Annotated in this window: 19 protein-coding genes; 10 read left to right on the top strand and 9 right to left on the bottom strand. The window is 72.1% G+C overall.

Annotated features, from left to right (window positions below; translation table 11 throughout):
- From ABZ930_RS33720 to rpmB, 4 genes are all read right to left on the bottom strand, one after another.
- The coding region (locus tag ABZ930_RS33720; protein WP_361556576.1) for a molybdopterin-dependent oxidoreductase at window positions 1-1,444 on the bottom strand (1,444 nt) is incomplete at its 3' end.
- Window positions 1,445-1,630: 186 nt separating this feature from the next.
- Window positions 1,631-2,341 carry a hypothetical protein gene (locus ABZ930_RS33715; protein ID WP_361556573.1) on the bottom strand — a complete coding sequence of 237 codons (711 nt, stop codon included), beginning with the start codon at window positions 2,339-2,341 and terminating at the stop codon, window positions 1,631-1,633.
- Window positions 2,342-2,440: 99 nt separating this feature from the next.
- Window positions 2,441-2,746: a 30S ribosomal protein S14 gene (gene rpsN, locus ABZ930_RS33710; RefSeq protein WP_361556570.1), complete on the bottom strand. Its 306-nt coding sequence runs from the start codon at window positions 2,744-2,746 to the stop codon at window positions 2,441-2,443.
- Entirely contained in the window at window positions 2,746-2,982 is a 237-nt protein-coding gene (gene rpmB, locus ABZ930_RS33705; protein ID WP_361556567.1) for a 50S ribosomal protein L28, read from the bottom strand. Before rpmB ends, rpsN begins: the two co-directional genes overlap by 1 nt.
- A gap of 67 nt (window positions 2,983-3,049) precedes the next feature.
- Here rpmB and ABZ930_RS33700 point away from each other — a divergent pair, with 67 nt between their 5' ends.
- Window positions 3,050-4,198 (top strand): GTP-binding protein, encoded by a 1,149-nt coding sequence (locus ABZ930_RS33700; RefSeq protein WP_361556564.1) that lies wholly within the window; start codon window positions 3,050-3,052, stop codon window positions 4,196-4,198.
- Between the two features lie 44 nt (window positions 4,199-4,242).
- Window positions 4,243-4,527 (top strand): 30S ribosomal protein S18, encoded by a 285-nt coding sequence (rpsR, locus tag ABZ930_RS33695; RefSeq protein ID WP_361556561.1) that lies wholly within the window; start codon window positions 4,243-4,245, stop codon window positions 4,525-4,527.
- A 66-nt stretch (window positions 4,528-4,593) separates the two neighbouring features.
- On the opposite strand, the gene ABZ930_RS33690 is transcribed toward rpsR, so the two are convergent.
- Window positions 4,594-6,189 carry a hypothetical protein gene (locus tag ABZ930_RS33690; RefSeq protein ID WP_361556558.1) on the bottom strand — a complete coding sequence of 532 codons (1,596 nt, stop codon included), beginning with the start codon at window positions 6,187-6,189 and terminating at the stop codon, window positions 4,594-4,596.
- Window positions 6,189-6,752, bottom strand: coding sequence for a LemA family protein (locus tag ABZ930_RS33685; RefSeq protein ID WP_361556555.1), 564 nt, complete (start codon window positions 6,750-6,752; stop codon window positions 6,189-6,191). The genes ABZ930_RS33690 and ABZ930_RS33685 overlap by 1 nt, the downstream gene beginning before the upstream one ends.
- Before the next feature lie 155 nt (window positions 6,753-6,907).
- Here ABZ930_RS33685 and ABZ930_RS33680 point away from each other — a divergent pair, with 155 nt between their 5' ends.
- From ABZ930_RS33680 to ABZ930_RS33660, 5 genes are all read left to right on the top strand, one after another.
- Complete coding sequence (locus ABZ930_RS33680; protein ID WP_361556552.1) at window positions 6,908-7,264, top strand: VOC family protein; 357 nt, start codon at window positions 6,908-6,910, stop codon at window positions 7,262-7,264.
- A 259-nt stretch (window positions 7,265-7,523) separates the two neighbouring features.
- On the top strand, window positions 7,524-8,108 hold the full coding sequence (locus ABZ930_RS33675) for a TMEM165/GDT1 family protein (protein ID WP_361556549.1): 585 nt from the start codon (window positions 7,524-7,526) through the stop codon (window positions 8,106-8,108).
- A gap of 127 nt (window positions 8,109-8,235) precedes the next feature.
- Complete coding sequence (locus ABZ930_RS33670; protein ID WP_361556546.1) at window positions 8,236-8,850, top strand: TetR/AcrR family transcriptional regulator; 615 nt, start codon at window positions 8,236-8,238, stop codon at window positions 8,848-8,850.
- Window positions 8,847-10,520, top strand: coding sequence for an FAD-binding dehydrogenase (locus ABZ930_RS33665; RefSeq protein WP_361556543.1), 1,674 nt, complete (start codon window positions 8,847-8,849; stop codon window positions 10,518-10,520). Before ABZ930_RS33670 ends, ABZ930_RS33665 begins: the two co-directional genes overlap by 4 nt.
- Window positions 10,517-11,311: an SDR family oxidoreductase gene (locus ABZ930_RS33660; RefSeq protein ID WP_361556540.1), complete on the top strand. Its 795-nt coding sequence runs from the start codon at window positions 10,517-10,519 to the stop codon at window positions 11,309-11,311. The genes ABZ930_RS33665 and ABZ930_RS33660 overlap by 4 nt, the downstream gene beginning before the upstream one ends.
- Window positions 11,312-11,515: 204 nt before the next feature.
- Here the strand turns inward: ABZ930_RS33660 and ABZ930_RS33655 are convergent, their stop codons facing one another.
- A complete protein-coding gene (locus ABZ930_RS33655; protein WP_361556537.1) occupies window positions 11,516-11,737 on the bottom strand; it encodes a hypothetical protein in 222 nt (73 codons plus the stop codon).
- Entirely contained in the window at window positions 11,727-12,278 is a 552-nt protein-coding gene (locus ABZ930_RS33650) for a sigma-70 family RNA polymerase sigma factor (RefSeq protein WP_361556534.1), read from the bottom strand. The genes ABZ930_RS33655 and ABZ930_RS33650 overlap by 11 nt, the downstream gene beginning before the upstream one ends.
- A 135-nt stretch (window positions 12,279-12,413) precedes the next feature.
- Here ABZ930_RS33650 and ctaD point away from each other — a divergent pair, with 135 nt between their 5' ends.
- Both ctaD and ABZ930_RS33640 read left to right on the top strand, forming a co-directional pair.
- Window positions 12,414-14,045, top strand: a complete 1,632-nt coding sequence (ctaD, locus tag ABZ930_RS33645; RefSeq protein WP_361556531.1) for a cytochrome c oxidase subunit I — start codon at window positions 12,414-12,416, stop codon at window positions 14,043-14,045.
- Between the two features lie 23 nt (window positions 14,046-14,068).
- On the top strand, window positions 14,069-14,365 hold the full coding sequence (locus ABZ930_RS33640; protein ID WP_361556528.1) for a hypothetical protein: 297 nt from the start codon (window positions 14,069-14,071) through the stop codon (window positions 14,363-14,365).
- Between the two features lie 372 nt (window positions 14,366-14,737).
- On the opposite strand, the gene ABZ930_RS33635 is transcribed toward ABZ930_RS33640, so the two are convergent.
- Entirely contained in the window at window positions 14,738-16,843 is a 2,106-nt protein-coding gene (locus ABZ930_RS33635; protein WP_361556525.1) for an MMPL family transporter, read from the bottom strand.
- 463 nt (window positions 16,844-17,306) lie between these two features.
- Between ABZ930_RS33635 and ABZ930_RS33630 the strand changes: the two genes are divergently transcribed.
- On the top strand, window positions 17,307-19,103 hold the full coding sequence (locus ABZ930_RS33630; RefSeq protein ID WP_361556522.1) for a prolyl oligopeptidase family serine peptidase: 1,797 nt from the start codon (window positions 17,307-17,309) through the stop codon (window positions 19,101-19,103).
- The last annotated feature ends 44 nt before the right edge of the window (window positions 19,104-19,147 follow it).

The following is a 19,147-nucleotide window of genomic DNA, read 5'->3' as shown; positions in this document are numbered from 1 at the left end:
TGTCCTCGGTGGCGAGCCGGGCTTCTTCCCAGGGGCCGTCGTCGACGCGGATCTCGACCTTGTCGATGCCGCGGTGCTGGGCCCAGGCCACCCCGCCGACCATGACCGTGCCGGATTTCGGGCGGCCGAAGGGTTTGGGGGTGTCGATGCGCGACTCGGTCTTGATGGGGGCCTGCTGGGCCCAGTCGCGCTTGACCCAGTAGGAGTCGTAGGAGTCGAAGGTGGTCAGCTCGATGTCCTGGATCCATTTGCAGGCCGATACGTAGCCGTAGAGGCCGGGCACGACCATGCGGACGGGGAAGCCGTGCTCGAAGGGCAGGGGCTGGCCGTTCATGCCGAGGGCGAGCAGCGCGTCGCGGCCGTCCATGACGTCCTCGACCGGGCTGCCGATGGTCATGCCGTCGACGGAACGGGCTACGAGCTGGTCGGCGGGGCCGCCCTTCGACGGGGGCTTCACGCCGCACCGCTTCAGTACGTCGGCGAGGCGGACGCCGATCCAGCGGGCGTTGCCGACGTAGGGGCCGCCGACCTCGTTGGAGACACAGGTGAGGGTGATGTTCCGCTCGATCAGCGGCATCTTCAGCAAGTCGGCGAAGGACAGGGTCAGTTCGCGGTCGACGCCCTTGCCGTGGATGCGCAGCTTCCAGGTGGTGGCGTCGACCTTGGGCACGACCAGGGCGGTGTCGACGCGGTAGAAGTCGCCGTTGGGCGTCATGTAGGGGCTGATGCCCTTGATCCGCAGGGCGGCGCCCTTCGGCACGGGGGCCGCGGCCGACGACGGGGCGGGGATCACGATGCCCTTGCGGGAGGCGACGGCGCCCTGTCCCTGGGAGCTGTTCAGCGCCCGGCCCGCGAGCCCGGCGCCGGTGGAGGCGGCGGCCGCCGCGGTCGCGGCGAGGATGAACCCGCGCCGGTCCCACCCGGTGTCCGCACGGTCGGCCTCCGCGGGCGCGGCGTCCGGTTCCCGGGACCGCTCCGGGTGCCCGAGCCGTCCGGTCAGCCAGTACAGCAGCCCGGCGCCCACGACCGCGCCGGCCACCGAGGGCAGGGCGTCGGCGACGCTGGTGGAGTCCGGTCGGCCGGTGGCGGCCAGCGCCCCGACCACGCCGAACGCGAGCACACCCAGCGAACCGGGCAGCCGCCAGCGCGTGGCCAGCGCCCCGAGCACGAGGGCGAGCACGGTGAGGACGGCCAGGATGCCGAGTTGCAGGACGAGTTTGTCGTTGGTGCCGAAGTTCCGGATCGCCCAGTCCTTGACGGCCGGCGGGGTGCGGTCGATCGCCGCGCCGCCGACCGCGATGACGGGACCGGACTCGGGCCGCACCGCGGCCGAGACCAGTTCCGCCACGGCGATCGCCGCATATCCGGCGAGCAGTCCGCTCAGCGCGCCGAGCGACAGGCGCTTGATGCCGCGCGGCGGCTGGTGTGGTGCGTCGTGGTCCATGCCGTGAATCCGTCCTGCCGACCCGTTCGGATTGGTCCGTTCACGCCAACGAGGCAGGGAACGCGGTGCTGAAGCAGTAGCAATCCGGCACGTGGATCCGCCGCGACTCCCCCGCCGGGCCGCACGGATTCCGCCGATCGGACGTACGACCCGCACGTCGGGCGTCGGCGGCCGATGCCGTACGGGTCAGTGGGAACGCGCGGAGTTCCCGTTGCCGTTCTCGGAACTCTCGGCCTTCTCGGGGCCGCGTACCTCGACGGCCGCGGCGCGGGCCCGGTCGGCGCGGTGCTGATGCGTGGTGGCCTGCTGGACCCGGCCCCGTCGTTCGAGCTCGCGGGCCAGGGCGTCCTCGGACTGTGCCAGCGCCTCGGCCGCCAGGGTGGCCTGCTTCCGGAGCCGGTCGGCGCGTGTGCGCAGGACCTGGAGGGCCGCCGGGGCCCGCGTCACCGACTGTGCGAGGGTGGCGCGGATCTCCCGGCTGATCGCCTCCTGCTCCCCCAGGTCCAGCCGCTCCGAGCGGCGCAGTGCCGCTTCGCTGCGTTCCAGCCGCTCCTGGCTGGAGGCCAGCAGCCGGTGGGACCGGGCGATCTGTTCGTCGGCCCGCTCCCGCATGGTCGGAGCCGGCTCTCCCGCTCGTCGGCGCCGGAGGTCCAAGTGCTTCTCCCAGGCGGCGAGCCGGTCCTGCCACTCGTTCGCGACGGCCTCCCGCTCATCGGCCGCCGCTTCACGGGCATCCGCGACGGCCTCCCGCTCATCGGCCGCCGCCTCACGGGCATCGGCGATGCGCTCCCGCTCGTCGGCGGCCCGATCGCGTGCGTCGGCAGCCTGCCCGCGCGAGTCCTCGGACGGTGCGCCGTCGCCGGAAGCGGACGGTCCGTCCACGGAGTCAGTGCCCATAGCGGCAGTATGCCCGCCCCCGAGGACCCCGGCGGCGGGCGGTCGCGGCCGGGCCGTCTCCGCACCGTGGCGGGAAGGCAGGGGCCGCCCGCTCCCCTGCTACCAGGACGACTTGGTGACCCCGGGCAGGAATCCCGCGTGCGCCTGTTCGCGCACGCGCACCCGGGACAGCCCGAACTTGCGCAGATGCCCTCGGGGGCGGCCGTCCACGCTGTCGCGGTTGCGGACGCGGGTGGGGCTCGCGTCGCGGGGCTGGCGGCTCAGTTCGGCCTGGGCCGCGGCGCGTTCGGCGGGCGTCGAGGACGGGCGGCGGACGATCTCCTTCAGCTCCGCGCGCCGGGACGCGTACCGCGCGACGACGGCCTTGCGCTTCTCGTTCTTCGCGATCTTGCTCTGCTTGGCCATCAGACCTTTCCTCCCCGGGCGCGGATGCGGGCGACGGCGGCCTCCACACCGATGACGTCGACGGTCTTGATGCCGCGGGCGCTCAACGTCAGGCGTACGTAACGCCCTTCACCGGGCAGCCAGTAGCGCTTGCGCTGGATGTTCGGGTCGAAGCGGCGGGAGGTGCGCCGGTGGGAGTGGGAGATGTTGTTGCCGAATCCCGGCCGGGCGCCGGTCAGTTGGCAGTGAGCGGACACGGAGTGACCTGCCTCTCTCGGGACGCACCCTTATTGATAATGGAAACCATTCCCATATAGTAGCCCCATGACTCGCAACGAAGCACTGCCGGTCGTCATCGTCGGCGGACTGCACGCCGACGCCCGCCGATCCGTCGTCGGGCGTCTGCTGAGGGCGGTTCCCGGGAGCGTCGCGCTGCACCACGACCTCGCCACCGCCGCGGAGGGGACCGTGCGCCGGCGCATCACCGACGCCTCCGGCGTCCTGACCACGGGTGACGCGCCCCTCGTCAACGACTGCGCCTGCTGCGCCCTGCGCGAGGACCTCGTACCGGAGCTGGACCGGCTGGCCGGCGACGGCACGACCCGGCTCGCGGTCGTCGAGCTGTGGGACTCGGTCGAACCGAAGGCCATGGCCGAGATCCTCGCGGCCCACAGCGGCGACGAACTGGTGCTCACCAACGTGATCACCGCGGTCTCCCCGGCCCTCGTCCTGCCCTATCTCGGCAACGGCGACGACCTCGCCGAGGCCGGACTCGCCGCCGCCGCGACGGACCGGCGCACGGTCGCCGACACCTTCGCCCGGCAGCTGGAGTACGCGCCCGTGCTCGCCCTGGTCGACGACCCGGAGGCGGACGAGCAGGACCACGCGCTGCTCACCCAGCTGCACCCCACCGCCCGCCGGGTCGACGCGGCGTCGGGCGAACTCGCGGCGCTGGCCTTCGCCGGGTTCGACGTGGAGGCGGCCGCCTCGGCCCAGCATCCGGCCTCCGCGCTGCTGCCCCAGGAGGCGGACGAGTCGGGCGTGACCACGCTGGTCTGGCACCAGACCCGGCCCTTCCATCCCGAACGGCTCTTCGAGGCGCTCGAGGACCTCTGCTGCGCCGCCGCGCGCAGCCGGGGCCGGTTCTGGCTCGCCGACCGGACCGACAGCCTGCTCGCCTGGGACTGCGCGGGCGGCGCGCTGTGCGTGGAGAACGCGGGACCGTGGATGGCCGCGCTGCCCGACGCGGGCTGGGAGCTGATGCCGCCGGTGCGGCGCGCGGCCGCCGCCCTCGACTGGCACCCCGAGCACGGGGACCGCTGCCAGCACCTCGTCTTCACCTCCCCCGGCCTCGACCCCGGCGGCATCGAGCGGCTCCTCGACTCCTGCCTGCTCACCGACGCCGAGTACGCGGCGGGACCGGAGGGCTGGCGGCACCTCCCGGCGTCCTTCGCGCCGTTCCTCGACGCCTGAGGCGTACCGCCCGGCCGCCCGCCCCCATCTCGTAAGGAAGCCCCATGTCCCGACGGACCGCCACCGCCCGCAAGTCCCCGAAGCCCCGCTCCCGTCCGCTGCTCGCCCCCGACGTCACGTACGTCGACTACAAGGACACCGATCTGCTCCGGCGGTTCCTCTCCGACCGGGGCAAGATCCGCAGCCGCCGCATCACCCGGGTCACCGCGCAGCAGCAGCGCCTGATCGCCGCCGCCGTCAAGAACGCCCGCGAGATGGCGCTCCTGCCCTACTCCAGCCGGCCGGGTCAGACGGCCGGTCAGTCCGTCAGGTCGAGTCCCGCCGGCTGAGCCCTGGCGCAGACCGCCGGGCCGCCCGGCATCAGCCTGCCCTGGGGGGCGGCGGTCGGCGGGCTGCTAGGAGTCGGCCGGCGCAGGGGAAGGCGCGGACGACTCCGCCCGGTCGCCCTCCCACAGCGCGGCCCGGATCAGTTCCGCCGAGCGGATGGTCCGGGTGCCGCGGGAGACCGTCAGGCGGACCTGGGCGCCGGTCGCGATGCCGCGGGACGTCGCGGGCAGGGCCCAGGCCGTGGTGAGGGCCGTGGTGCCCTCGTCCAGCGCGAGGAAGCGCGCGGCCTTGCGGTCCTTGCGCCACTCGACCCGCAGCACCTCGCCGGTGATCGTGTCGGGCGCGCGCAGTTCCAGGCAGGCCAGGACCACGAAATACGCGGCCAGCGCGCCGAAGACCACGATCGCCGCCCACTCGACGCCGACCGGCCCGTCCTGGGCCGCCGCGTCGTGGAACCAGCCGTGGGTGCCGCTCGCGAAGTTGCCGGGCATCGTCGCGAGGAACGCCAGGAGCAGCGTCCAACGGCTGAACTTCCCGGCCGCGATGACGCCGAGCAGCAGGCTGACCACCCAGCCCGCGCTGAGGATCAGGCCGGGGCGGCGCAGGGTGCCGCCGTCGTGCGCGTCGGCCGCGATCGTCCAGTCGGGCTGGCGGAGCACTCCGAAGGCGATCAGGGCCGCGGCGACCAGCGCGGCGGCGCCGGCCAGCTGGAGGAGTCGGCCCTTCGAGGCGCCGAAGCCGGGCAGCAGCCGGGGGTAGCGGATCCGCACCGCGCGCCAGGTGCCGCCGTAACTGGACCAGACGCGGCGCCGGTCACCGGCGTCGAAGCCGAGGAGGCGGCCGGCCAGACTGGTGACGCCGAGCGCGGTCCCGTACGCGAGATAGCGGTCCCAGACGGCGACGGCGGCGGGCGGCAGCCGGGCGAAGTCCTCGTGCGCGGCCAGCCAGGAGCGCAGCCCGGCCCAGTGTCCGGCGCGCTCCAGGCCGCGCGGGGTCGCGCGCTCGCCCAGCACCTTGGCGAGCAGCCAGAACATCGCGGACGCCGGGAGCACGCAGACGACGAACGCGGCGCGGACGCCGTGGTGGCCCATCAGCGCGGCCAGGCCGAACAGCACGCCGGGCACGCAGGCGAGCAGCATCAGCCCGCCGGCCAGCCACGACGCGAACCGGGAGCGGGACAGGCCGCGCAGCCGGGCCTCGGCGACGATGTCCTTGCGCAGTTCGGCGTTGAAGGCGGCGGCGCGCTTGGCGTCGCGGAAGGCGATCGCCCCGATGGGGGCGCCGCCCTCGGTGGTGCGGCTGATCACGCGCTCCAGGACGCGCCGCTCGTAGGGCAGCAGGTCCTGCGCGGCCCGGCCCTCGTCGGTGACGTGCACGGTGCTGGCGACCGGGTCGTCGCCGGGCTGGCGCAGCTCGATGAGGCCGCGGGCGGCCAGGTCGAGCAGGGTGGCCGCGGCGGCGGACCCGACGCCGCGCCAGTTGTCGCCGAGGAAGCTGACCACGGCCGGGGGCTCCGGGTCGGGCCCGAACTCCTGGGTCGCGGGGCCCGGGACGACCGTGCCGTTGCGGGTGGCGAACAGCGAGAGGCCGAAGAGGGCCAGCCAGAGCACGATCAGGGCGGCGCCGCCCCAGTAGAGCTGTTCCATGTGACTCAGGTGACTCATCAGAAGCGCACCTGGACCACGTCCTGCGGCGCCCCCGCGGCCTCGAAGTACTCACGGCGCGTGTGCCCGCCGCCGAAGCCCGACACGACGTTGCCCGGGAAGCTCTCCAGGGCGGTGTGGTAGCTCTGCACGGCGCTGTTGTAGAACTGCCGCGCGTACGCGATCTTGTCCTCCGCCGACCTCAACTCGGCCTGCACGGTGGCGAAGTGGTGGTCCGCCTTCAGCTCGGGGTAGCTCTCGCCGAGCGCGAAGAGCCTGCCGAGCGTCGCGGTGAGCGCGTCCTCGGCGGCGGCCTTGTCGGTGACCCCGAGGTCACCGCTGACGGCCGCCCCGCGCGCGGCGGTGACCGCCTCGAAGGTGGCCTTCTCGTGGGCGGCGTACCCACGCGCGCCCTCGACCAGATTCGGGATCAGCTCGTGCCGCCGCTTCAGCTGCACATCGATCTGCGCCCACGACGCCTGTGTCTGGTTGCGCAGCCGGACGAGCCGGTTGTAGGTCCGTACGACCCACCACACCAGCACCACGACCAGCACCACCACGACAGCACCTGCGATGACACCCATGGGTGTGTCCCCCCAAAGCCCCTGAAAGAATTCGGCCCCCCTGGCCGACCGACGAGATCCTAGACCGAAAGCCCGAATGCCAGTTCCTTTTAATGGGGCGGTCCGACGGGCCGGTTCGCCGGGCCGGTCGAGCGGGCCGGTCCTACACTCCGCGAATGACCTTGAACTGGGAACAAGTGGTCGTGCACGCGGCGGACCCGGCGACGCTGGGCCGGTGGTGGGCCGAGGCGCTCGGCTGGGTCGTGGCGTACACGTCCGACGACGAGTTCGAGATCCGTCCGGAGGCGGACCGGACCCCGGGCATCGACTTCGTCCGCGCCGACGAGGTCACCCGGCACCGGGGCCGGCTGCACCTCGACTTCCGGCCCGTGGACCAGGCCGCCGAGGTGGCCCGCCTGGAGGCGCTCGGCGCGCGGCGGGTCGACATCGGGCAGGGCGAGCAGCCCTGGGTGGTGCTCGCCGACCCCGACGGCAACGAGTTCTGCGTGCTGGCCGCGCGCGGCGGGGAGTGATCCGGGGCACTGCGAGGCCCTGCGGCCGCATGTACCCTGGTGGGAGCAAGCGAAGGGGAGTAGCCCCGCGAACCGGTCGTCGACACACTGGAACCCCCGGGTTCCCGGTGGCCGGGCCCGCGCCGACACGGCCGGGTGGGCGAGACCTTCGACCAGGCTGACGCGTATCCGAATCCGTTTACGCCGTCGCCGGGTCGAGTGGTCCCCCGCAGCGGGTGGGTTCACGGGTCCGGCTGCGGCTCGTACAGAGAGACCCCCGATGCATCTCGATCCCGTGGCGATCATCACCGCCTTCGGTCTGATCTTCCTCGCCGAACTCCCGGACAAGACCATGTTCGCCTCCCTGGCCATGGGCACCCGGATGAAGCCGATCTACGTGTGGTTCGGCACCTCCGCGGCGTTCGCCGTGCACGTCGCCATCGCGGTCGGCGCCGGTTCGCTGCTCGGTCTGCTCCCCGGCTGGATCGTGAAGCTGGTCTCCGGCCTGATGTTCCTGTTCGGCGCCTTCATGCTGCTGCGCGGCGGGGACGACGAAGAGGACGGCGACGAGACCGGCCCGAAGACCGTCACCGGGTTCTGGCCGGTGTTCGGCACCGCCTTCATGGCCGTGTTCATCGGTGAGTGGGGCGACCTGACCCAGATCACCACCGCCAACCTGGCCGCCACCAACGGCACGTGGTCGACCGCCATCGGCTCGTTCGTCGCGCTGATCTCGGTCTCCGGACTCGCGCTGATCGCGGGCCGGTTCATCGCCAAGCGCGTGCCGCTGAAGACCGTGCAGCGCGTGGGCGGCATCTGCATGCTCGGGCTCGCCGTGTGGTCGTTCGTGGAGATCTTCGCCTGACGGTGACGGCCCTCGCGGGCGGCCGACCCTTGTGGATACAGGAACGTATCGAATACGTTCCTGTATCCATTTGTGGTTCGCGACCCGTCCACGGGTCGAGCGCTCCGAGCGAGGTGGCGAGGTGCCCGTGCCCGGCACAGTGACGAAGCGGCGTGCGCGCACGCGGCAGCGGCTGCTGGAGGCCGCGTTCGACGTGTTCGCCGAAGAGGGCTTCGGCCGCTCCACGGTCGAACAGGTCTGTGAGCGGGCCGGGTTCACACGCGGCGCGTTCTACTCCAATTTCTCGTCCCTCGATGAGCTGTTCCTCGCCTTGTGGGAGGAGCGGTCGGCGCGGATGCTCGACGATGTGCGGGCCGCGCTCGGCCGCCTGGAGACCGACCCGGACGACCCCGAGGCGGCCGTCCGCGCGGCCGTCGACGCGACCCCCGTGGACGACGCCTGGTACCGGATCACCGCCGAGTTCACGGCGCACGCGCTGCGCAATCCCGGCCTGCGGCGCGTGATGGCCGCCCGCGAGGAGGCCATCCGGGAGGCCGTGCTGCCGGTGCTCGTGGCCGCCCTGGAGCAGCTGGGACGGCGGGTCACCGACCGGCGGGCCCTGGGGGACGCGCTGGTCGCCGTGCACGACGGAACCGCCGTGCAGGTGCTGCTGCAGCCCGACGACGCAGCCGTACGGGACCGCAGGCACGCCCTGTTCATGAACGTACTGACCGCCTACAGCACCCCCTTGGAGAGCGCATGAGTGACACCAACGCCGATGTCGCCGACGTCATCGTGGTGGGAGCCGGGCTCGCCGGGCTCGTCGCCACGTACGAACTGACCCGCGCCGGCAAGCGCGTCGTGCTCGTCGACCAGGAGAACGCCGCCAATCTGGGCGGCCAGGCCTTCTGGTCGCTCGGCGGTCTCTTCCTCGTCGACAGCCCCGAGCAGCGGCGGATGGGCATCAAGGACTCCTACGAACTGGCCCTCGCCGACTGGATGGGATCGGCCGGCTTCGACCGGGAGACCGAGGACCGGTGGCCGCGCAAGTGGGCCGAGGCGTACGTGCGGTTCGCGGCCGGGGAGAAGCGCGACTACCTCTACGGGCTCGGCCTGAAGGTCACCCCGAACGTCGGCTGGGCCGAGCGCGGCTCCGGCACCGCGACCGGGCACGGCAACTCGGTGCCCCGCTTCCACCTCACCTGGGGCACGGGCCCCGAGGTGGTGCGGGTGTTCCGGGAGCCGGTCCTGGAGGCGGCCGAGCGCGGCCTCGTCACCTTCAACTACCGCCACCGGGTGGACGAGTTGATCGTCGAGGACGGCGCGGCCGTCGGCGTCCGCGGTTCCCTGCTCGCCCCCTCGGACGAGCCGCGCGGCGTCGCCTCGTCCCGCGAGACCGTCGGCGACTTCGAACTGCGCGCCAAGGCGGTCGTCGTCACCTCCGGCGGCATCGGCGGCAACCACGACCTGGTCCGCAAGAACTGGCCGTCCGACCGGGTCGGCCCGGCGCCCGCGTCGATGGTGACGGGCGTACCCGCGTACGTCGACGGGCGGATGATCGGGATCACCGAGGACGCCGGGGCCTCCGTCGTCAACCGTGACCGCATGTGGCACTACACCGAGGGCCTGAAGAACTGGGACCCGATCTGGCCCGGCCACGGCATCCGGATCATTCCGGGCCCGTCGTCGCTGTGGCTGGACGCCACCGGCAAGCGGCTGCCCGCACCGCTGTTCCCCGGGCACGACACGCTCGCCACGCTGAAGCACATCACCGCGAGCGGCCACGACCACACGTGGTTCGTCCTCACCCGGGCCATCGTCGAGAAGGAGTTCGCGCTCTCCGGCAGCGAGCAGAACCCCGACATCACCGGCAAGGACATGAAGCTGGTGCTCCAGCGGGTGAAGAAGGGCGCGCCGGGCCCGGTCCAGGCGTTCCTGGACAAGGGCGAGGACTTCGTCGTCCGCAGGAACCTGAAGGACCTGGTCGCGGGCATGAACGAGCTGACGCCGGACACCCCCGTCGACTACGAGCAGGTCGAGCGGGAGATCGTCGCCCGCGACCGCGAGATCCAGAACGGGTACAGCAAGGACCTCCAGCTCATGGCCGTCCGCAACGCCCGCTCGTACCTGCCCGACCGCATCACGCGCGTCGCCAAGCCGCACCGGCTGCTCGACCCGGCGCAGGGCCCGCTGATCGCCGTACGCCTGCACGTGCTGACCCGCAAGACGCTGGGCGGCCTGGAGACCAACCTCGACTCGCAGGTCGTGCGCGGGGACGGCTCCGTCTTCGAGGGGCTGTACGCGGCCGGGGAGGTCGCCGGGTTCGGCGGCGGCGGCGTGCACGGCTACAACGCCCTGGAGGGCACCTTCCTCGGCGGCTGCATCTTCTCCGGGCGGGCCGCCGGGCGGGCGCTGGCCCGGAGCCTGGCGTGACGCGCACGGCGCTCGTGACGGGCGCTTCGTCGGGGATCGGGGCGGCCGTCGCGGCGGCGCTGGTCGCGCGCGGGTACCGGGTGTACGGCACGAGCCGGAACCCCGAGAAGGTCAACTCTCCGCTGGCCGGGGTGACTTATCTTCCGCTCGACCTCTCCGACGAGGCGAGCGTCGAGGCGTGCGCGGCCGCCGCCGGGGAGGTGGACGTCCTCGTCAACAACGCCGGTGAATCGCAGAGCGGCCCCTTCGAGGAGCTGCCGATGGACGCCGTGCGGCGGCTGTTCCAGCTGAACGTGTTCGGGGCCGTGCGGCTCAGTCAGCTGCTGCTGCCCGGGATGCGGGAGCGGGGGTACGGGCGGGTGGTGATGGTCGGTTCGATGCTGGCCAGCTTCCCGCTCGCGTACCGGTCGTCGTACGTCGCGTCGAAGGCCGCGATCAAGGGGTTCGCGCTGGCCGCGCGGCGGGAGTACGCGCCGTACGGGGTCGGGGTCACGGCCGTCGAGCCCGGGGCGATCGCCACCGGGATCAGCGAGCGGCGCACCCAGTACGTGGCGGAGGACTCGCCGTTCCGCGCCGCCTACGACACCATGCTCGCCGCGCTCAACCGCAATGAGGCGAACGGGATCTCGGCCGAGAAGGTCGCGGCCAAGGTCGTCACCGCCGTGGAGGCCGGGCGGCCTCGGCCGTTGTACGCGGTGGGGAGCAACGCGCCGGTCGCTTTCGCTCTGCGGCGGGTGCTGCCGCGGGGGGTTTCCGAGCGGATGGTGGCCCGGAGACACGGGTTGCGGTGACGTCGTCGGCCGGGTGCGGCTCGCGTCGTGGCCGGTCGCGCAGTTCCCCGCGCCCCTGAGGCATGCGCTGCGCGCAGCCTCCCCGATGAGATGGCGCACGAAGTGCGCATCTCAGGGGCGCGGGGAACTGCGCGAGCAACCACGACGAGAGCCGCACGTGACGGACAAGCCCAGAGGCGCGGGGAACTGCTCGACCGGCCGGAATCAACCCGCGCCGGGCAGGCCTGCGCAGGCCAGGGCCAGCAGCGCGGCGACCGCGCAGACGGCGGCCTCGGCGCGCAGTACGAGGGCGCGTCGGCCGCGATGGTGCAGCAGTTGGTTCAGGGCGCGTTCGGCGCCGTGGTGCAGCGGGCGCTCGTCGGCGTAGCGCGGGTCGTCGGCCGGCACCGGGTTGGCGGCGCGGAGCAGGGCCAGGTCATCGGTCACGGTCGTGGTCTCCTGCGGTCACGGTCATGTTCATCCGGTCGATCTCGGCGCGCAGCCGGCGCCGGGCCCGGTGCAACCGCATCGCGGCGGCGCTCCGGCTGCACTCCAGGGCGACGGCCAGCTCGTCGACGCCCAGTTCCTCCCAGGTCGTCAGGCGCAGGGCCTCCTGGTCGGCGGGGTTGAGCCGGGCCAGCGCCTCGTGGATCCAGGCGCCGGGCTCGTCGGCGTCGGGGCCGGCCACGATCTGCCGGCGGTGGGCCCGTTCGTGGTGGCCGATGCGGTCGAGGAGACGGCGTCTGCGGCCCAGGCCCCGCACGGTGTTGGCGAGGCAGTTGCGGGCGACGGCGTACAGCCAGGGCAGCGGCGTCCCGGGCGGGAGTTCCGCACGGCGCCGCCACGCTATGGAGAAGACGTCGGCGACGACCTCCTCGACGTCGTGGGCGGCCCCGGGGTCCAGGCGGCGCGCGACGAAGCGGCTGACCGCCCAGTAGTGGGCGCGGTAGGCCGCCGCGAAGGCGTCGTCCGTCGTGCTGTCGCTCATGCCTGTGCCCGTGGTGCGTCCGTGCTCATGAACCGTAGGTGTCCGGCTCCGCCCCGATGTTCACAGGCGCGGTGTGTGATCTTTCGGGCGGGGGTGCGCGGTGACGTGCGGGCCGGGCCCGGACACGTACCGGGCATGAGAGGAACGAAGGACTTCAAGAGGGGCTTCAAGGCCGTGCGGTGGCTGACCACCACCGATCACAAGACCATCGGCACGCTGTATCTCGTCACGTCGTTCGGGTTCTTCTGCCTGGCCGGGGTGCTCGCGCTGTTCATGCGGGCGGAACTGGCCCGGCCCGGGACCCAGATCATGTCGAACGAGCAGTTCAACCAGGCGTTCACGATGCACGGCACGATCATGCTGCTGATGTTCGCGACGCCGCTGTTCGCCGGGTTCGCGAACTGGATCATGCCGTTGCAGATCGGGGCGCCCGATGTGGCGTTCCCCCGGCTGAACATGTTCGCGTACTGGCTGTACCTGCTGGGGTCGCTGATCGCGGTGGGCGGGTTCCTGACGCCTCAGGGGGCGGCGGACTTCGGGTGGTTCGCGTACGCGCCGCTGTCCGACGCGGTGCATTCGCCGGGCGTCGGCGCCGACATGTGGATCATGGGGCTCGCCTTCTCCGGGTTCGGCACGATCCTCGGCTCGGTCAACTTCATCACGACGATCGTGTGCATGCGCGCGCCCGGCATGACGATGTTCCGGCTGCCGATCTTCACGTGGAACGTGCTGCTGACCGGCGTCCTGGTCCTGCTGGCCTTCCCGGTCCTCGCGGCCGCGCTGTTCGCCCTGGAGGCCGACCGGAAGTTCGGCGGGCACGTCTTCGACGCGGCGAACGGCGGCGCGCTGCTCTGGCAGCACCTGTTCTGGTTCTTCGGGCATCCGGAGGTCTACATCATCGCGCTGCCGTTCTTCGGGATCATCTCGGAGGTGATCCCGGTGTTCAGCCGCAAGCCGATGTTCGGCTACCAGGGGCTGGTGGGCGCCACCATCGCGATCGCGGGCCTGTCGGTGACGGTGTGGGCGCACCACATGTACGTCACGGGCGGGGTGCTGCTCCCCTTCTTCTCCTTCATGACGTTCCTGATCGCCGTGCCGACGGGCGTGAAGTTCTTCAACTGGATCGGCACGATGTGGCAGGGCTCGCTGTCGTTCGAGACGCCGATGCTCTACGCGGTCGGGTTCCTGATCACCTTCGCGTTCGGCGGCCTGACCGGGGTGATCCTGGCGGCGCCGCCGCTCGACTTCCACGTCGGCGAGACGTACTTCGTCGTCGCCCACTTCCACTACGTCATCTTCGGCACCGTCGTCTTCGCGATGTTCGCCGGATTCCACTTCTGGTGGCCGAAGTTCACGGGGAAGATGCTCGACGAACGGCTCGGGAAGGTGACCTTCTGGACGCTGTTCATCGGCTTCCACGGCACGTTCCTCGTGCAGCACTGGCTGGGGACGGAGGGCATGCTGCGGCGGGTGGCGGACTATCTGGCGGTGGAGGGGCTGACCGGGCTGAACACCGTCTCGACGATCTTCTCGTTCGTGCTGGGCATGTCGTTCCTGCCGTTCCTCTACAACGTGTGGCGGACCGCGCAGTACGGGGAGCCGGTCGGGGTCGACGATCCGTGGGGGTACGGGCGTTCGCTGGAGTGGGCCACGTCGTGTCCGCCGCCGCGGCACAACTTCGTGGCGCTGCCCCGGATCCGCTCGGAGTCGCCGGCGTTCGACGCGGCCGGTGGTGCGCGGGCCGAGTTGGTGCGGGGTGGAGTGTGATCCGGGAGATCGAGGGGTTCTTGATGGTGGAGGCCGCGCGGGCCGAGGGACGGGTCGCCGCGCGGCGCTTCGTGGACCGGGTGCCGTGGTTGACGGAGACGCAGGCCGAGGATGTCCAGCGGGCTTATGTCGAGGCGTACTTGGGGTTGCGGCGGGAGCTGTGGCGGGATGCCGTGGGGCGGGCCGGGGTTTTGCGGGACGAGTACGAGGAGCGGTATCGGGTGGTGCGGGGGCGGGTTCTGGCCGGGGCGTGGTTCATCGGGGTCGGGGTCGCCGGGGTGACGGGGATCGTGGTGAAGATGCTGGGCAGCACCGGGTAGCCCGGTCGCGCGCGACTCCCGTCGTGGCCGGTCGCGCAGTTCCCCGCGCCCCTAGGTAGTTCTCCGTGCGCGGCTCTCATCGTGGCCGGTCGCGCAGTTCCCCGCGCCCCTGGGCCGTCTCTCACGCGCGGCCCGGCGGCCGCTTCTCGCGCAGTTCCCCGCGCCCCTGAGATGCGCACTTCGTGCGCCATCTCATCAAGAGAGGCGCCCCCGTACCGCACCTTGCCGAAGAGGGGCGCCCCGTGCCGTCCTCGTCGGAGAGGCGCGGCGGAGCCGCAGACTCAGGGGAGGCTGCGCGCAGCGCATGCCTCAGGGGCGCGGGGAACTGCGCGACCAGCCACGACGTGAGCCGCGCTCGACCGACAGGCCCGCCTACTCGCCCCGGCGACGGTCCCCGTGCCCCGGCCACCACGCCGCGTGGCCGATCAGCGCCGTCAGAGCCGGTGTGAACACCATCGCCATCACGAACGCCGCGATCACGATCCCGAACGACAGCGCGAACCCCATCTGGGAGAGCGTCGAGTTCCCGGCGAGCATCAGGGTCGCGAAGGTACCGGCGAGGATCACGCCCGCCGAAGCGATCGTCGGCCCGGAATGCCGCACGGCGGTCCCGGCCGCGTCGTGCGGACTGCGCCCGGCCCGGGCCTCCTCGCGCAGCCGCGACACCATCAGGATGTTGTAGTCGGTGCCGAGCGCGACCACGAACAAGTACATGATCACGGGGAGCATGAACATCAGCCCGGGCTGACTGCCGATCTGCGTGAACAGGAACGACGTGGCCCCCAGCGTCGCGCCGAACCCGAGCGCCACCGACGCCATCAGGTACCAGGGCGCGACCAGACTGCGCAGCAGCAGTCCGAGGATGACCATGATGCAGAGCGCGGCGACGGGGAAGACCACGGAGTAGTCCCGGTCGACGGCCTTGTTGATGTCGACGTAGACGGCGGTGATGCCGCCGACCAGCGCCCGGGTGCCGTCCGGCGCATCGGCCCGCGCGGCGGGCCGCAGCTCGTCCCGGACGGTGGACATGGCGGCGTCCGAGGCCGGCGGATCGTCCAGGATCACGCTGTAGGCCGCGGCGGTGCCGTCGGTGCTGCGGGTGGCGGCGCCGACCGTGCCGACCCCGTCGACCTCGGACAGCGACTTCCGGAACGCGGCGGTCTGCGCCACGGTGAGCGGGGCGTCCGAGTCCGACGTCAGATACACGCTGGTCGGGTCGGTGGTGCCCGCCGGGAAGCCCTTCTCCAGGTCGTCCAGCGCGACCATGGACTCCTTGGTCTTGGGCAGCGACGACGTGGAGAGGTCGAAGTTGGCCTTGTAGCCGAGGGCGCCCAGCGCCAGGACACCCATGACGAGCGCGGAGACCAGCGCCCACACGGCGGGCCGGCGCCCGATCGCCCCGCCCAGCTTGGCGAAGCCCGTACCGGTCGGCTCCCGCTGCCAGGACTTGGACGGCCAGAACACCTTCGTACCGAGCAGCGAGACGACGGCCGGGACCAGCGTCAGGCCCGCGCACAGCGTCACGAAGACGGCGATGGCGAGCGCGGGGCCCATCGACTTGAGCATGCCGAGGGTGGAGAGCGCGAGGGCCGCGAACGCGACGATGACCGCGCCGGCCGCCGAGGTGATGGCCTCGCCGACCCGCTCCACGGCGTGCACCATGCCGGACTTCGGATCCTCCCCGTCGCGCAGCGCCTCGCGGTAGCGGAACAGCAGGAACAGGATGTAGTCGGTGCCGACGCCGAACAGGACGACGGTGAGCAGCTCCTGGATCGAGGAGTCGGCCTTCATGTCGAACGCCTTGTTGGCGGAGGCGATCAGGCCGGTCGCGAGCGGCGAGATGAGACCGATCAGGACGACCGGGAGCAGCGCGATGATCGGGCTGCGGAAGATCAGCAGGAGCAGCACGACGATGATGACGATCGTGCCGACGCCGACCAGCAGGCCCGCGCGCTCGGACGCCTCGGACTCGTCGAGGGCGGTGGCGGCGGATCCGGTGATCCCGGCGTGCAGATCGGTGCCCTCGATCTCCTGCTGGAGGTCGCCGCGCAGGGTCTTCACCGCGTCCTGCTCGGAGGTGTCCGACGGGTCGGTGATCTTCGGCATGGCGACCATGGAGGTCTGCACGAGCCCGTTCGGGGAGGCCTTCCCGGGGACGACCGCGTCGACCTTCGGAATGTCCTTGGCGGTGAGGTCCCTGGATACGCGGACGATCTCGGCGGAGTCGGCGGCGGTCAGCTTCTCGCCGTCGGAGCGCTGGAAGACGATGACGGCGCCGATGTTCTGCTGTTTCGGGAACTCCGTCTCCTGGACGTCGGCCGCCTTGATCGACTCGTAGTTGTCGGGCAGGAAGCTCGCCTCGTCCGAGCTGGAGGTCAGTTTCGGCGCCAGCGAGATCACCGCCACCGCGACCACCACCCAGCCGAGGATCACCCACCAGGGCCTGCGGACGACGAACCGTCCCAGAGCTGCGAACATCGCTCACCGTCTCCCGTCACGCCGCCCCCGGGTTCCCCGCCAGCCTCACCCGGACCGGCCCGGCCTGCCACTCGGGACCGTGGATCAGGCGTCGCCGAACAGATATATGCGCGAGGTATTCCGGGACGCGGCGCAAAGGCGTAGATTCCCCTCACCGTCGCTGTACATGGGACATGCGGATGAACTGCGTCGGCGCTGTTCATCCTCTCCCCCCTCCTGTGTCACGGCCGACGGACGGCAGGCGTGCAGCACAGGGGGCCACCTGCGAGGCGGACCCGGCCGCTCCCCTCGGACGCACCATCCGGCCGGGTCTCGCCGCCCCTGTCGCGCGTCGCGCGTCGCGCGAAGACGCTCCACCGAGCCGGTGGTCATCGCCCGTCTCTGAGTGCGTACCGACAAAAGTTGTCCACAGGCTGTGGGGGCTCACCGGCGAAGTGTCGGCGGGGGCGGGCACTATGGGGCCATGAGTGACAGCAACGGGTCCATGCCCGACTGGGAGAAGCGCTTCCGGGCGCCGCGCGTGTCCCTGCCCGACTGGGCCGAGGACGCCCCGCACCGCTCCTTGTTCGTGTCGAACGCGACGGGGACGTACGAGCTGTACGCCTGGGACAGAGCCACGGGCACCCAGCGCCAGGCGACGGACCGGGCGAACGGGACGACGGACGGGGTGCTCTCCCCCGACGGCGCGTGGATCTGGTGGTTCAGCGACAAGGACGGCGACGAGTTCGGCGTCTGGCTGCGCCAGCCCTTCGGCGGCGGCACGGACATCGAGGCCGTACCGGGCCTCGCCCCCTCCTATCCGGCGGGCCTCGCGATCGGCCGGGACGGCGGCACCGCGGTGGTCGGCCGCTCCACGGACGAGGACGGCACGACGATCCACGTCGTCCGGCCGGGCGCCCACGCCCCGGCCGAGATCTACCGGCACCGCGAGTCGGCGGGCGTCGGCGACCTGAGCCACGACGGCACCCTGATCGCGATCGAGCACACCGAGCACGGCGACGCGATGCACTCGGCGCTGCGCGTGGTCCGGCTCGACGGCTCGACGGTCACCGAGCTGGACGACACCGAGGGCGGCGAGAAGGAGCTGGGCCTCGAAGTGCTCGGCTTCGCGCCCGTGGCGGGCGACACCCGGCTGCTCGTCGGCCATCAGCGGCGCGGCCGCTGGGAGCCGATGGTGTGGGACATCGCCTCCGGCACCCAGACCGACCTCGCCCTCGACCTGCCGGGCGACGTCTCGGCGGAGTGGTACCCGGACGGCTCGGCGCTGCTGATCGCCCATGAATTCGAGGCCCGCGGCGACCTGTGGCGGTACGAGTTCGGCACGGGCGCGCTGACGAAGGTCGACACCCCGCCCGGCACCGTCTCCGGCGCCACCGTCCGCCCCGACGGCAGCGTCGAGTACCTGTGGTCGTCGGCCGCCGAGCCGCCCGTGGTGCGCTCGACGACGGGCGGCGTGGTCCTCGACCCGCCCGGCATGAAGGCCCCCCGGTCCGTCCCCGTCGAGGACGTCTGGGTGGAGGGGCCCGCGGGCCGCATCCACGCCCTCGTGCAGAAGCCGGCCGGGGCGAGCGGTCCGCTGCCCACCGTCTTCGAGATCCACGGCGGCCCCACCTGGCACGACTCGGACTCCTTCGCGGCGGGCCCGGCGGCCTGGGTCGACCACGGGTACGCTGTGGTCCGGGTCAACTACCGGGGCTCGACCGGCTACGGCCGGGAGTGGACCGACGCCCTCAAGCACCGGGTCGGCCTGATCGAGCTGGAGGACATCGCGGCGGTCCGCGAGTGGGCGGTCGACTCCGGGCTCGCCGACCCCGACCGGCTCGTCCTGGCCGGCGGCTCCTGGGGCGGCTATCTCACCCTGCTCGGCATCGGCACCCGGCCCGGCGCCTGGGCGGTCGGCCTCGCCGCCGTCCCGGTCGCCGACTACGTCACGGCGTACGAGGACGAGATGGAGGCCCTCAAGGCCCTCGACCGGACCCTCTTCGGCGGGGCGCCCGACGAGGTCCCGGACCGGTTCACGGCGTCGTCCCCGATCACGTACGTCGACGACGTGAAGGCCCCGGTCTACGTCTCGGCGGGGCTCAACGACCCGCGCTGCCCCATCCGCCAGATCGACAACTACGTGGACCGGCTCGCCGCGCGCGACGCGGTGCACGAGGTGTACCGGTACGAGGCCGGGCACGGCTCCCTCGTCGTCGACGAGCGCATCAAGCAGGTCGCGCTCGAACTGGACTTCGCGAGGCGCCACTTGCCGGCCTGAGCCGCCCGGCGGGGCGGGAGCGGGGGGCGCGGGATGTGGCTTTA

Source organism: Streptomyces sp. NPDC046716 (genome assembly GCF_040645755.1).
Taxonomy (GTDB): Bacteria; Actinomycetota; Actinomycetes; order Streptomycetales; family Streptomycetaceae; genus Streptomyces.
The sequence above is the reverse complement of the archived record's forward strand: the minus strand, read 5'-3'. Positions and strand labels throughout refer to the sequence as shown.

Coding starts and splice junctions, on each gene's coding strand:
- ABZ930_RS33715 (WP_361556573.1), bottom strand. CDS start 2,341: ATGGGCACTGACTCCGTGGACGGACCGTCCGCTTCCGGCGACGGCGCA.
- rpsN (WP_361556570.1), bottom strand. CDS start 2,746: ATGGCCAAGCAGAGCAAGATCGCGAAGAACGAGAAGCGCAAGGCCGTC.
- ABZ930_RS33700 (WP_361556564.1), top strand. CDS start 3,050: ATGACTCGCAACGAAGCACTGCCGGTCGTCATCGTCGGCGGACTGCAC.
- rpsR (WP_361556561.1), top strand. CDS start 4,243: ATGTCCCGACGGACCGCCACCGCCCGCAAGTCCCCGAAGCCCCGCTCC.
- ABZ930_RS33690 (WP_361556558.1), bottom strand. CDS start 6,189: ATGAGTCACCTGAGTCACATGGAACAGCTCTACTGGGGCGGCGCCGCC.
- ABZ930_RS33685 (WP_361556555.1), bottom strand. CDS start 6,752: ATGGGTGTCATCGCAGGTGCTGTCGTGGTGGTGCTGGTCGTGGTGCTG.
- ABZ930_RS33680 (WP_361556552.1), top strand. CDS start 6,908: ATGACCTTGAACTGGGAACAAGTGGTCGTGCACGCGGCGGACCCGGCG.
- ABZ930_RS33675 (WP_361556549.1), top strand. CDS start 7,524: ATGCATCTCGATCCCGTGGCGATCATCACCGCCTTCGGTCTGATCTTC.
- ABZ930_RS33665 (WP_361556543.1), top strand. CDS start 8,847: ATGAGTGACACCAACGCCGATGTCGCCGACGTCATCGTGGTGGGAGCC.
- ABZ930_RS33650 (WP_361556534.1), bottom strand. CDS start 12,278: ATGAGCGACAGCACGACGGACGACGCCTTCGCGGCGGCCTACCGCGCC.
- ctaD (WP_361556531.1), top strand. CDS start 12,414: ATGAGAGGAACGAAGGACTTCAAGAGGGGCTTCAAGGCCGTGCGGTGG.
- ABZ930_RS33640 (WP_361556528.1), top strand. CDS start 14,069: ATGGTGGAGGCCGCGCGGGCCGAGGGACGGGTCGCCGCGCGGCGCTTC.
- ABZ930_RS33635 (WP_361556525.1), bottom strand. CDS start 16,843: ATGTTCGCAGCTCTGGGACGGTTCGTCGTCCGCAGGCCCTGGTGGGTG.
- ABZ930_RS33630 (WP_361556522.1), top strand. CDS start 17,307: ATGAGTGACAGCAACGGGTCCATGCCCGACTGGGAGAAGCGCTTCCGG.